The following is a 12,009-nucleotide window of genomic DNA, read 5'->3' on the forward strand; positions in this document are numbered from 1 at the left end:
GGAGACGACGAACGAAAAAATTTGGGAGAGTCACCACAGGTTCGTGTAGGCGTTGTGGATGAGCGCGATACAGATGCAGATGGTGCCGAGGGCGAGGCCCACGTCGGTAATCGGGAGCGTCGCGGCAGATTCGACCTGCATCCCGAGTCCCACGGCTGAGAGGATGATAGCGACGAAACATGCAACGATGATGAGCCGGGGAAAGGCAATCGCTTGGCGGATGGACATACGCGAACTATCCCATCAACCAACAAATAGGTGCTGACGCGAGTCGCGAGTTACGCGATTTTCGTGCCCGGTTTCGCGTCGCCGAGCGTGGTCAGCAGGTCGGCCTGGTCGCCTGCGGCAAGTAGCATGCCGTTGGATTCGACGCCGAACAGTTCGGCCTTTTCTAAGTTGGCGACGATGATGACACGCTCGCCCACGAGGTCGTCCACGTCGTGCAGTTCCTTGATGCCCGCGACGATTTGGCGGGTTTCGAGGCCGATGTCCACTTCGAGACGGACGAGTTTGTCGGAGCCCTCGATTGGCTCTGCGAGTTCGATTTCCCCGACGCGGAGGTCGAGGGCGAGGAAGTCGTCGAAACTGATGCGGTCGTCTGCGATGGGTTCGAGTTCGGTCATTTCGGAATCGTCGTCTTCGTCTGGGTCGTCTGCGGTCGCTTCTGCGATGCGCTGGTCGAGTTTCGCGTTCAGGTCTTCGACGCGCTCGTCCGGAATCTTCTCGAAGAGTTCGCTCGGCGCGTCGAAGTCGGCCTGCGGCGCGTCGAGGGCGGCGTCGAGGCCCACGTCGTGAACCGAGCCATCTTCGCCGAGTTGGCTCCAGAGGTTCTCCGCCTTCTCCGGGAGGGCGGGTGCGAGGAGCACGGCGAGCGCCTTCGAAAGCTGGACACAGTCGTAGATGACCTGTGCGGCTTTTTCGGGGTCGTCGTCGGTGAGTTTCCACGGTTCGTTGCGCTGGATGTACTCGTTGCCGAACTGGGCGAGGCGCACGCCCGCGGTGGTCGCCTGCCGGATGGAGTAGTCGTTCAGCCCCTCGCTGAACTCGGTGATGGCCTGCTCGATACGCGCTCGGACTTCCTCGGAGAGGTCAGCCTCCGGCGTGCCCTCGTAGTTGCGGTGGGCGAACAGCAGCGAGCGGTAGAGGAAGTTCCCGACCGTGCCCACGAGTTCCGAATTGACGCGCTCCTGGAAGCGCTCCCACGAGAAGTTGATGTCCTGCTGGAAGCGGCTGCCCGTGGCGATGTAGAATCGCAGCAAGTCTGGGTGGAAGCCCTCTGCGAGGTACTCGTCGGCCCAGACGGCCCGGCCACGCGAGGTCGAGAAGCCCTTGCCGTCCAAGTTCACGAAGCCACTCGCCATGACGGCGCGCGGTTCGTTGTAGCCTGCGCCGTGGAGCATCGCCGGCCAGAAGATGGTGTGGTGCTGGATGATGTCGCGGCCAATGACGTGGACGATTTCGCCGTTCTCTTTCCACGTCTCCTCCCAGTCGTACTCGTCCGTGCCGACACGCTCGCTGTACTGCTTCGTCGAGGCGATGTACTCGATTGGTGCGTCCACCCAGACGTAGAGAACGAGGTCCTCGGCCCCTTCTCCTGGGTAGTCGATACCCCAGTCCATATCGCGGGTGATACACCAGTCCTGGAGTTCGCCCTCGATCCACTCGCGTGGCTGGTTGCGGGCGTTGTCGGTGCCTTCTAAGCGGTCGATGAATCCCTGAAGGTACTCCTGCAGTTCGTTCAGGTTGAAGAACTTGTGCGGCCGGGAGCGGTACTCCGCCGGGTTCCCGGTGATGATGCTCGTTGGGTTCTCGATTTCACCCGGCTCCAGATGGCGGCCACAGCCCTCGTCACACTCGTCGCCGCGGGCGGTTTCCCCACAGTAGGGACACGTCCCCGTGACGTAGCGGTCGGGCAGCGCCTGGTCTTCCTCTGGGTCCCACGCGACCATAATCTCCTTCTCGTAGATGTAGCCCTCCTCGTCCAGTTTGCGGACGATTTCCTGGGTGAGTTCCGTGTTGGTCTCGTCGTGGGTGTGGCCGTAGTTGTCGAAGGCGATGTTGAACTTCGGGAACGTCGTCTCGTACTTCTCGTGGAAGCGCAGCGCGAACTCCTCGGGGGTGACGCCCTCCTTCCAGGCGTTTACGGCGACGGGCGTCCCGTGCATGTCGGAGCCGGAGACGAACGCCGTCTGTTGGCCGAGTTTGCGCAGGCCCCGCGAGTAGATGTCGCCGCCCACGTAGGTTCGCAGGTGGCCGATGTGCAGGTCGCCGTTGGCGTAGGGCAACCCGCAGGTCACCACGGCCTGGTTGTCCGTCGGGAACGAATCGTGACTCATATGCAATCCTCACTCTCGTGGCGGTGTAAAACCCGCCGATTTCGGTCGTATGTCATGTGTCGGTGTTGGGTACTGGTCGCTCGGCGATTCGAATATGAAGACTCGGGTTTCTGCCACGCATTCGCCGTATGAGGGCGCTCGGCGTGACGTCCTCCCGAAGACGGCTCCGAGACGGAGCGCGGGCTACATGCGCATCGAAAATCGGAACGGAACCGTCTGGGTCACACCACCTCGTAGTCCGCAATCGAATAAAAAGGTTCGCCGTTCAATCGGTAATTTCTATGCCGCCAAATGCAACAAATCCGGTGACGACGAGGTCCGGCGTTTCCCGATCTTCGGCCACCGGGTGGCGCATGCGCGAGTCTTCGACCGCCCCGAGGACGGGAAGCACTTCGAGGCGCACGTCCCACTCCGGGGGAACACGGAACTCTGCGCCCCCGAACAGCGTGGTGACGTTGAGCGTCGCAGGCCCGGCGAGTTGCGCGTCCCGCAGGTCGATGTCAGCGCCACCGAACACGGTCATCACGTCGCCGCCGATGAATGCAGGTGAGGCGAGGCGACGTTCGACGCCACCGAATAGCACCATCGCGTCGAGTCGGTTCAACCGTTCGACGGGGATGTTCCGGCGGCGATACCGACTCACCACGATACCTCCACCGATGAGGATGAGGCCGAGGGGCCACCACTGCCCGATGACGGCCTCCGAGAGAACGTCGAGGACCAGCAATTGGACGGTTCCCGCGACGACGATGAGGACGAGCGGCCCGACGAGGTTTCGGAGGCGACTGCGGACGATTGCCCACAGGCCGATGAGGACGAACACCGACGGGACGAACTGCCAGATGCGGCCCGTGTCGTACAGCCCCGTGGTCTGGACGAGTAACAGGAGGCCGATGACGATGAGTACCCCACCCGTGAGCAATTGCCCTGACAATCTGCGGCGACTGGCTGCCATGCTCTAGAACTTGGTCGCCACGGAGCCTAAGCGTGCCTCTCAGGTAACCGACGTGAACGCGCCGATGACTCCAAGGGTGAATAGGAGGCGTCCAACGCTGCCCGCGAACGTAGCGACGGCGAACTTCACGTAGTCCTCTTCGAGCACGGTGAAAGCGTAAATCGAGAGGGTGTCGGGGAAGCCCGGCACCGAAAGTGCGAGGGCGAGGCCGACGAAGCCAAATCGCTTCGCGAGTTCGACGATTCGCCGCTCCGACCACGCGACGATATTGATGCCGGAGCGTTCGAGTGCCCGGATGATGGGGCCTGACTGTTTTGCCTGGTGCCCGATGTGGAACGCGAAGACGCTCCCTGCGGCCTTGCCGAGCCCGCTCGCGACGATGATGAGCGCGAGTTCAGCACTGTCTGGCAGGCCCAGTTTGAGCGGTGCGCCGAGGACGATTTCGCTCGGGAGCGGTAACACGACGGCGATGAGAAACGAGTAAATCGCGATGATGAGGAGGCCAAGCGGCCCAGTCGCGGTTTCGACAGCTTGCTCTAACGCTTCGAAGAAGCCACCCACGAACGCGACGTGTTCTACGAGCGCGGCCAACGCGACGAACGACACACCTGTCACTCAGCACCCATCGTACCTAAGTCTTGAGGCAACGGCGAGACGAAAATAGTGGTATCGTCTGTCATATTTCGAGTTGTCTTGACCATTGCCGAGGCTGGTGCTGGCACGTCGATTATGCCGCACCCGAAACCCACGACGGTTTCTCGACGGTCGAGTCGTTTTCGAGGAGTTGGTAGTCGATTTGCATCGTCTGTGTCGAGCCGGCGAGCGCGTAGTCCATCGTGGCGGACATCGCGTGGACGCGGCCCGTCTCGTCGACGATGATGGTCCCCTCGAACTGGCTCACGTCGGACGCGCCGCGAACGAGTTTCGTCACGTTCTCGGGAGCCGTCTGCGAGGTGAGCGTCGTGTAGGTGTGGCCGTCTTTCTCCTCTGTCTTCTCGACGGTGTAGCTGTCGTCGACAAACGTGTCGATGAACGAGGCGCTCGCGAGACTCTGCGGTTGTTGTGGCTGGCCGCGCTGGTACTGGACGTTGCCGCCGTTCTGGATGCGGACGAACTGTGCCGTGTCGTTCGCCCAGACGTCGAACTTCACCGACGACGACCCGACCGACTCCGTCACCCGGTACTGATACGGCGAGAAGCCTTCCTCGACCAGCACCTGCTGGCGACGGGTGAACTCGACTGCCTGGTCGTTCTGGACGATGCTGCCGTCGATGGTGATGTCCGTCTCGTAGGACTGTTCGGACAGGGCCTGCGTGTGCGCCGAGACGAGCGCCGTCTCGTTTTGAACGCCGCCGTCTGCGATGCCCGGTGGGGACGCAGAACCGCCCGTAAAGGGGAGCGAACACCCCGAGAGAACGAGCAGCGCGGCGACCGCGAGTGCTGTCGCAATCCGTTGCATGCGCTCACGTCGTGGGGGTGCGTGAAAAAAGACTCCGTTGTCTATCGGACGGAATCGAGGATGAGTTGCTGTTCGACGCGCTTGACTTCGTGCTGGACGTCGCGGACGGCGTCGATATTGGCCGAGATAGAACTTACGCCCTTGTTGACGAGGAACCGAACCATCTGGGGCTTCGAGCCAGCCTGCCCACAGATGCTCGTCTTCACACCGTATTCACGGCACGTCTCGATGGTCTCGCCGATGAGTTTGAGCACGGCCGGGTGCAGTTCGTCGAACCGGTCTGCGACGCGCTCGTTGTTCCGGTCGACGGCGAGGGTGTACTGGGTCAGGTCGTTCGTCCCGAAGGAGGCGAACTTGATGCCCGCCTGGGCGAGTTCCTCGATGGAGAGAGCACTGGCTGGCGTCTCGATCATCACACCCCACGAGCGTTTGCGGGGGTCGATGCCGGCGTGCTCCATGAGCGATTTCGCCTGCACGACGTCCTCGGCGTCGTTTACGAGCGGGAACATGATTTCGACGTTGTCGTAGCCCATCTCGTAGAGTCGGCGGAACGCTTCGAGTTCGTGTTCGAACACGTCAGGTCGGTCGAGGCTGCGGCGGATGCCACGGTAGCCGAGCATCGGGTTGTGCTCGCGTGGCTCGTCTTCGCCACCCTGGAGCTGGCGGAACTCGTCGGTCGGCGCGTCGAGCGTGCGGACGCGGACTGGGCGCGGGTAGAACTCGTCTGCGACGCCGCGGACGCCCTCGACGATTTCCTCGATGTACTCGTCTTCGCCGTGGTCCTTGATGTAGCGCTCCGGGGTCTTACCCGTCGAGAGAATCATGTGCTCGAGACGGAGCAGGCCGACGCCGTCTGCACCCGTCGCGGCGGCCCGGGGGGCAGCCTCGGGGATGGAGACGTTGACCTTCACCTCGGTCGCGGTCATCGGCTTGACCGGAGTCTTCGGGCGGGCTTCCTCGATTGGGTCGCGCTCGGTTGCCTTGTCGGCTGCGCCACCCTCGCGGATGGTGCCCTTGTCGCCGTCCAAGGTGACGACCTGGTCGTCCGTGAGTTCGCGGGAGGCGCTGCCCGTGCCGACGACGGCCGGGACGCCGAGTTCGCGCGAGACGATCGCTGCGTGGCTCGTCATGCCACCTTCGTCGGTGATGATGCCGGCGGCGCGCTTCATCGCGGGCACCATGTCCGGCGTGGTCATCTCGGCGACGATGATGTCGCCTTCACCGACCTTGTCGAGCTGGTCGAGTTTCTTCACGATGCGGACCTTCCCGCTCGCGATGCCTGGGCTGGCTCCGAGTCCGCTCAGGATGACGTCGTCTTTGTGTTTCTGTTTAGCCGAGCCGTTGCCGTCCGTGCTCGCCTTCGCCGCCTCTTTCGAGATGGTGGTGATGGGCCGCGACTGGAGCATGAACGCCTCGCCATCGATGATGGCCCACTCGACGTCCTGTGGGGTGTCGTAGTGTTCTTCGACGATTTCACCGAGTTCGACGAGGCGGGCGATTTCATCGTCGTTGAGGACGCGCTTGTTGCGCAGTTCGTCCTCGACTTCTTTCTCTACGGTCTTGCCCGTCTCCGGGTCTTTGATGCACTGAATCTTCTTGTCGGCGATGGTCACCTCTTCGACCTCGCCGGATTTGCGGTCGACGACGTAGTTGTCCGGAGAGACGGACCCGGAGACGACAGCCTCACCGAGCCCCCACGCGGCCTCGATGATGACGCGGGGTTCGCCCGTCGAGGGGTGGCTCGTAAAGAGGACGCCACTCTTCTTCGAATCGACCATCTGCTGGACGACGACGGCGATGTTCACTTTGTGGTGCTCGAATCCCTGCTGCTGGCGGTAGTAAATCGCGCGCTGGGTGAACAGCGACGCCCAGCACTCGCGAACCTTTTCGAGGAGTTCGTCCTCACGGATGTTGAGGAACGTCTCCTGTTGGCCCGCGAAACTCGCGTCCGGGAGGTCCTCTGCGGTCGCAGAGGAGCGGACTGCGACGAACGCCTCTCCGTCGCCGAGGTTGCGATACGCTTTGAGGATTTCCTCGCGGAGTTCCTCGGGCAGTTCGGTTTCGAGGATGAGTTCGCTCGCGCGCTCGGCCGCCGCGGCGAGCGCCTTCGAGTCGTCGGCATCGACGTCGACGGCTTCGAACAGCTCCTCGTCGATACCGGTTTCTTCGATGAACGTTCGGTACGTACCCGCCGTGACCACGAATCCCGGGGGTACGGGGAGGCCCGCGTTCGTGAGTTCGCCGAGGGACGCACCCTTGCCACCCACGGATTCGAGGTCATCAGCCCTGATTTCGTCCAGCCAGAGTACAGGCATTATCTTCACCCATATGCTGACTAAGTGCGATAAAGAAGGTTCCGGCTCTCGTGACAGACATAGCATAGCACAACCGGACGGTTCGGGCGAAAACTGCGGGCGACGCACGGACTCGGAAATCGTACCCGTTTGACACGAAAGCGGCCGTCAGGCTTCGAGAATCTCGTCTTCGTCGAGCGCGGGAACTACGAGCGACCCGTCGAAAACCGTGATGGCACGCCCACCAACTCGAATCTGGTCTCCCACCCGCACGCGGACTCCGCCAGGCCGCTCGACGAAGTGGCCCTGCTCGAACACCATCTCGTCGGGCATGGAGTCGAACGCGCCGAAGTGCCGGAGGTACGCTCCCGTCGCGCCGCTCGCCGTGCCGGTCACGGGGTCTTCGGGAACGCCTGCTCGCGGGGCGAACATCCGCCCGTGGAGCGTCGAGTGGGCGTCCAGCGCGTCGAAGGTGAACGCGTAGATGCCAGCAGTATCGACCCTCTCGCTCAGTTCTTCGATTTTCGCCATGTCCGGCTCCGCGTTGCTGAGGTGTTCTAAGAAGGTGACGGGGACGACGAGGAATGGAAGCCCGGTGGTGGCGCGGGCGAGTGGTAGTTCGTCCTCGATGTCCGTGAGCCCCGCCGGGTCGATGCCGAGCGCCTCCGCTACCGTCTCGTAGTCGACGTCTACCTCGCGAATCTCCGGCTGACTCTGGGTCATCCAGATGGTCCCGTCTTCCTCCACGTCGATGTCGAGGACGCCGACGTTCGTTTCGAGCGTGTGGGTTCCCGGGTCGATGGCACCAGCCTCGTGGAGGAAGGCGTGGCTCGCGATGGTCGCGTGGCCACAGAGGTCCACCTCCTGGCGGGGCGTGAAGTAGCGAATCCGCCGGTCTGCACTCCCGGTCGAGAGCAAGAAGGCGGTTTCGCTCGCGTTGAATTCGCGGGCGACCGCTTGCATCTGGGCCGCGGAGAGACCGTCGGCGTCGGGCACGAGGCCCGCCGCGTTGCCCGAAAGCGGTTCGTCTGTGAACGCATCCACCAGCAGCGCACGACGTGTCTCCATAGCCCATCCGTCGGCCCCCCGGGGTATCAAGTCTGCGCCGCGGACAGTCCAAAAAAACGGCCATTTTATTTATTAGATATTAGTCCAGAAATTTACCGAGGACAGCCGTATGAGCCTCACAGACAAAATAAAAGGCCTCGTCCCGAGCGGCGAGGAGAAAGTCTACAGTTACCGGTGTCTCGAATGCGAAACGGAGTTCGAATCGCCGGAAGCGCACATGGCGAAGGTCGAATGCCCCAACTGTCACGCTCGGGGCGGCCGGTCCATCGTCTGAAGCCGCCACCGACACGCTCCCGTGGTGGCGGGAGACGTGGCGTCGAACCTGGCGGTACACGTCCCCGTTTTTCGAGCTGGCACGCAGACAGTGCGCCTCGCGCTGATTCATACCACTTAATTGTGCGCGACCCGTCTGCGGCGGTGGTGAACATCTAGTATGGGCGACCTGCCGGACGAATTCAAGTGCACCATCACGAATTGGGAGTACATCTACTCGCTGTGCCGAGAAGTGAGCGACGAGGTCAAAGCGGCGCAGTTCGAACCCGACGTGGTCGTGGCACTCGCCCGCGGTGGCTGGTTCGCGGGTCGTTGTATCTGTGACTTCCTCGGGCTCGACGACCTCACGAGTTTGAAGATGGAACACTACGTGGGCACGGCCCAGAAATCGGGCACGCCAGAGGTGCGCTACCCGATGCCCGAAGGCTCCGTCGAGGGCAAAGACGTGCTCATCATCGACGACATCGCCGACACCGGCGGTTCCATCAAGCGGGCAGACGAGTACGTCCGCGAACGCAACCCCGGCGAAGTCCGCACCGCGACGCTCCAGTTACTCGGCACGAGCGAGTTCGAACCGGATTACGTCGGCGAAAAACTCGAAGAGTGGGCCTGGGTCGTCTATCCGTGGAACTTCATCGAGGACATAATCGACCTCACGAGCGGCGTCATGGTCAAAGCCGGTCAGGACAGCTACACGGCAGAGGACGTCCGCCACTTCCTGAAAGAATATCACGAGGTAGACCGCATCGAGATGGAAATCGCCCAGCCGAATCGACTGCCCGAAGTGCTCTCGGAGATGGAGCGTCGCGGCGTCGTCGAAGCCACGAGCGCCGGCAAGTGGCGACTCGCGGACCACGAAGACGCTGGTGTCTAGGTGAATGAGTTCGCCTGCGCTATCCGCGAAGTCGAGCTGGAGAACTGATAGCGGCGGCGCGTCGTGCAGCGCAGGGCGAGGGAGACGGGGTGTGTGACCGATGAGTCTGCTCTCCATTTTCGCGACGGCCATCTTGCCCATCGTCTCGCTCGCGGGCCTCGGATTCCTCCTCGGCAGAGTCAAGGACGTCGACACCGGTCCGCTCAACACCGTCGTCGTCTACATTCTCGCGCCGGCACTCGTGTTTCACAGTCTCGCGACCACGACGCTCGGCGGCGACACCCTCGTCCGCGTGGTCGGCGGTGTCGCCGTCTACCTCGTCGCGATGGTCGTCATCGGCGAAGCCGTCGGTCGCCTGTTCGGCCGGTCGGAACCGCTCCTCTCCGCGCTCGTCCTCGTGAGCGCCTTTCCAAACTCCGGGAACTACGGCATTCCCGTCGCCGAGTTCGCCTTCGGCGCGACCGGTCGGAGTACGGCCGTCCTCTTTCTCGCCGCCCAGAGCGTCCTCATCTACACGGTTGGCGTCTACATCGCCTCGCGAAGCGGCGGGAAAGACGGCTTCGCGGGCGTGAAACGCGTGTTGCGCATTCCACTCGTCTACGCTGTCATTGCCGCGCTCGCCGTCCGGTATCTCGGCGTCGTCCCGCCCGCAGAGACCACGGCGATGACGACGCTCAAACTCGTCGGCGACTCTTCGATTCCGCTCATGTTGCTCATCCTCGGCATCCAACTCGCGAGAACGAACTACGGGGCCGCGCTCCGGCGGGCCGGGACGGCGAACGTCCTCAAGATGGTCGTCGCCCCCGTCGTCGGCCTCGGCGTGGCCTTCGGGCTTGGCTTCACCGACCCGACGGTGGCGAAGGTGTTCGTCCTCGAATGTGCGATGCCCGCGGCGGTGACCCCGCTCATCCTCATCTCCGAGTTCGCGAGCGACCAGCAGATTGGCAACATCGCCGTCGCGGAGTACGTGAGTACGGTGGTGCTCACGACCACGCTGGTGAGCGTCCCGCTGCTCACCCTCTACATCGCGCTGCTCGAAACGGGCGTCCTGTTCTGACCGCGGCCGTATTCGAGGGCCGGGAGAGGCGAGAAAGCGGATACTTTAGGTAAAACGCCTCCGTGGGTGCGAATATGATTGGCTTCATCGGCGGCAGCGGAATCTACGAAGCGCTCCCGCTCGAAAATACCCGCGAAGAGGTCGTAGAGACGCCCTATGGCGAACCGAGTGCACCCGTCACCATCGGCGAGTTCGGCGACACCGGACGCGAGGTCGCGTTCCTGCCCCGCCACGGGTCGAAGCACGGTCGCTCCCCGACGCACCTGCCCTACCGCGCCAACATCTACGCCTTCAAGAAACTCGGCGTGAAGTACATCCTCGCGAGCAACGCCGTCGGGAGCCTGAAATCCAGTCTCCACCCCGGCACGCTCGTCGTCCCAACCCAGATTTTCGACCGGACGAAACACCGCAAATCCACCTTCTTCGGCGACGGTATCGTCGTCCATCAGCCAATCACCGAACCGTACAGCCCCGAACTCGTGAGCCACCTCGCCGACGCCGCGAAGTCGGTCACCAAGGCCAAGGTCAAAGAAGGCGGCACCTACGTCTGCATCGAGGGTCCGCAGTACTCCACTCGCGCCGAATCCGAGTTCTACCGCGCCCAGGGCTGGGACATCGTCGGCATGACTTCGATTCCGGAGGCGAAACTCGCCCGCGAGGCGGAAATCGCCTACGCCACCGTCGCTGGCGTCACGGACTACGACGTCTGGAAGAAGGACCACGAGGTCACGCTCGCGGAAGTGCTCGAAAACGCGGAGAAGAATCAGGCGGCGATAAAAGAGACCGTCGAGGAAGCCATCCGCACGCTCCCCGAAGACTTCGAGTGCGAAGCGCACACGGCGCTCGAAGGAACGATTAACACGCCGGCAGACGCGATTCCAGAGGAGACCCGCGACCGCGTCGAACTGCTCGTCTCGGACTACCTGTAGAGCAATCGCTCACGCGGTTTGTTATCCGGCCCGCGAGCCGTGCTCACCGGCCCTTGTCACGGACGTACTTGAGCGCCCGAAGGAACTCGTCGTGGTCGACCCTGCCCTCTGTCTCCTTGAGTCGCTCCTGAAGTTTGGCTGGCGTCATGCTACACAATAACTTACACGGTTTTCCATTATAATTGTGTCGCCGCTAGCAGGATTCACACCCAACCGCAGGCTACATCTCGAAGAAGAGTTGGATATCGTCCAGGACGGCCCCGCCTGCGGCGTCGTCTGGAACCGAAGAAATCCATCGCAAATCCCACGCTCCCGCTTCGTCGACCTGTGTGGCCTCCGTTATTGTCTCGCCCGCGAGTGATGACGCTCGCATCACGACGTCGTACCCGACAGTCTGGCGCGAACCGTCGCCCTCCGGCGCATAGTGCTTCTTGCGAACGCGTGCGACACCGTCGATGACGACTGCACAGTCTGTGAGTTCTTCGACGCGCCGTGTGGCCACTGCGACCCAGTCTTCACCGGACTCAACGCTGTCGTATGGGAGCGTCATGTGCGGCCCCTCTCGATGGATGAGCAGCAGCACCTCTCCTTCGTCGTTCGTGATGCCGACGATCACCATCCCCTGTATCGGTTCGTACGCGTCGAAGTGGTGTTGATGCTCGACGCAGGGCTTCTCGGTGTACTCTACGTCTGCACGAGTTTGCAACGAAGCAGGGTCAGAAAGCGCGTCCATGCCATTCGACGAACACGAACGGGTCGGATAA

12 protein-coding genes are annotated in these 12,009 nt (G+C 62.6%); 4 read left to right on the forward strand and 8 right to left on the reverse strand.

The genetic code is table 11. The features are described 5' to 3' along the window. Window positions 1-30: 30 nt before the first annotated feature. The 7 genes from P1M51_RS10975 to P1M51_RS11005 form a co-directional block, all read right to left on the reverse strand. A complete protein-coding gene (locus P1M51_RS10975; protein ID WP_276248249.1) occupies window positions 31-228 on the reverse strand; it encodes a hypothetical protein in 198 nt (65 codons plus the stop codon). Window positions 229-278: 50 nt separating this feature from the next. After that, on the reverse strand, window positions 279-2,336 hold the full coding sequence (gene metG / locus P1M51_RS10980) for a methionine--tRNA ligase (RefSeq protein WP_276248250.1): 2,058 nt from the start codon (window positions 2,334-2,336) through the stop codon (window positions 279-281). Between the two features lie 265 nt (window positions 2,337-2,601). Then, window positions 2,602-3,291: a hypothetical protein gene (locus P1M51_RS10985; protein ID WP_276248251.1), complete on the reverse strand. Its 690-nt coding sequence runs from the start codon at window positions 3,289-3,291 to the stop codon at window positions 2,602-2,604. Window positions 3,292-3,330: 39 nt separating this feature from the next. Beyond that, window positions 3,331-3,852 carry a YqaA family protein gene (locus P1M51_RS10990; protein ID WP_369685105.1) on the reverse strand — a complete coding sequence of 174 codons (522 nt, stop codon included), beginning with the start codon at window positions 3,850-3,852 and terminating at the stop codon, window positions 3,331-3,333. Window positions 3,853-4,018: 166 nt separating this feature from the next. Beyond that, complete coding sequence (locus tag P1M51_RS10995) at window positions 4,019-4,750, reverse strand: hypothetical protein (RefSeq protein ID WP_276248252.1); 732 nt, start codon at window positions 4,748-4,750, stop codon at window positions 4,019-4,021. 41 nt (window positions 4,751-4,791) lie between these two features. Continuing rightward, complete coding sequence (gene ppsA / locus P1M51_RS11000; RefSeq protein WP_276248253.1) at window positions 4,792-7,065, reverse strand: pyruvate, water dikinase; 2,274 nt, start codon at window positions 7,063-7,065, stop codon at window positions 4,792-4,794. A gap of 147 nt (window positions 7,066-7,212) precedes the next feature. Continuing rightward, a complete protein-coding gene (locus tag P1M51_RS11005; RefSeq protein ID WP_276248254.1) occupies window positions 7,213-8,112 on the reverse strand; it encodes a PhzF family phenazine biosynthesis protein in 900 nt (299 codons plus the stop codon). Window positions 8,113-8,221: 109 nt separating this feature from the next. Here P1M51_RS11005 and P1M51_RS11010 point away from each other — a divergent pair, with 109 nt between their 5' ends. The 4 genes from P1M51_RS11010 to mtnP all read left to right on the forward strand — a co-directional run bounded on the left by P1M51_RS11010 (window position 8,222) and on the right by mtnP (window position 11,245). Beyond that, window positions 8,222-8,386: a hypothetical protein gene (locus P1M51_RS11010; protein ID WP_276248255.1), complete on the forward strand. Its 165-nt coding sequence runs from the start codon at window positions 8,222-8,224 to the stop codon at window positions 8,384-8,386. Window positions 8,387-8,545: 159 nt separating this feature from the next. Next, window positions 8,546-9,259 carry a phosphoribosyltransferase gene (locus P1M51_RS11015; RefSeq protein ID WP_276248256.1) on the forward strand — a complete coding sequence of 238 codons (714 nt, stop codon included), beginning with the start codon at window positions 8,546-8,548 and terminating at the stop codon, window positions 9,257-9,259. A 100-nt stretch (window positions 9,260-9,359) separates the two neighbouring features. Next, window positions 9,360-10,316 (forward strand): AEC family transporter, encoded by a 957-nt coding sequence (locus P1M51_RS11020; protein WP_276248257.1) that lies wholly within the window; start codon window positions 9,360-9,362, stop codon window positions 10,314-10,316. Between the two features lie 74 nt (window positions 10,317-10,390). Beyond that, window positions 10,391-11,245 (forward strand): S-methyl-5'-thioadenosine phosphorylase, encoded by an 855-nt coding sequence (gene mtnP, locus P1M51_RS11025; RefSeq protein ID WP_276248258.1) that lies wholly within the window; start codon window positions 10,391-10,393, stop codon window positions 11,243-11,245. A gap of 220 nt (window positions 11,246-11,465) precedes the next feature. On the opposite strand, the gene P1M51_RS11030 is transcribed toward mtnP, so the two are convergent. Continuing rightward, window positions 11,466-11,978 carry an NUDIX domain-containing protein gene (locus tag P1M51_RS11030; RefSeq protein ID WP_276248259.1) on the reverse strand — a complete coding sequence of 171 codons (513 nt, stop codon included), beginning with the start codon at window positions 11,976-11,978 and terminating at the stop codon, window positions 11,466-11,468. Between the last annotated feature and the right edge of the window lie 31 nt (window positions 11,979-12,009).

The organism is Haladaptatus sp. QDMS2, assembly GCF_029338295.1.
Lineage (GTDB): Archaea > Halobacteriota > Halobacteria > Halobacteriales > Halococcaceae > QDMS2.

What these genes read in the sequence shown, in the direction of transcription:
- P1M51_RS10975 (WP_276248249.1), bottom strand. Translation starts at nt 228, where the DNA reads ATGTCCATCCGCCAAGCGATTGCCTTTCCCCGGCTCATCATCGTTGCA.
- metG (WP_276248250.1), bottom strand. Translation starts at nt 2,336, where the DNA reads ATGAGTCACGATTCGTTCCCGACGGACAACCAGGCCGTGGTGACCTGC.
- P1M51_RS10985 (WP_276248251.1), bottom strand. Translation starts at nt 3,291, where the DNA reads ATGGCAGCCAGTCGCCGCAGATTGTCAGGGCAATTGCTCACGGGTGGG.
- P1M51_RS10995 (WP_276248252.1), bottom strand. Translation starts at nt 4,750, where the DNA reads ATGCAACGGATTGCGACAGCACTCGCGGTCGCCGCGCTGCTCGTTCTC.
- ppsA (WP_276248253.1), bottom strand. Translation starts at nt 7,065, where the DNA reads ATGCCTGTACTCTGGCTGGACGAAATCAGGGCTGATGACCTCGAATCC.
- P1M51_RS11005 (WP_276248254.1), bottom strand. Translation starts at nt 8,112, where the DNA reads ATGGAGACACGTCGTGCGCTGCTGGTGGATGCGTTCACAGACGAACCG.
- P1M51_RS11010 (WP_276248255.1), top strand. Translation starts at nt 8,222, where the DNA reads ATGAGCCTCACAGACAAAATAAAAGGCCTCGTCCCGAGCGGCGAGGAG.
- P1M51_RS11015 (WP_276248256.1), top strand. Translation starts at nt 8,546, where the DNA reads ATGGGCGACCTGCCGGACGAATTCAAGTGCACCATCACGAATTGGGAG.
- P1M51_RS11020 (WP_276248257.1), top strand. Translation starts at nt 9,360, where the DNA reads ATGAGTCTGCTCTCCATTTTCGCGACGGCCATCTTGCCCATCGTCTCG.
- mtnP (WP_276248258.1), top strand. Translation starts at nt 10,391, where the DNA reads ATGATTGGCTTCATCGGCGGCAGCGGAATCTACGAAGCGCTCCCGCTC.
- P1M51_RS11030 (WP_276248259.1), bottom strand. Translation starts at nt 11,978, where the DNA reads ATGGACGCGCTTTCTGACCCTGCTTCGTTGCAAACTCGTGCAGACGTA.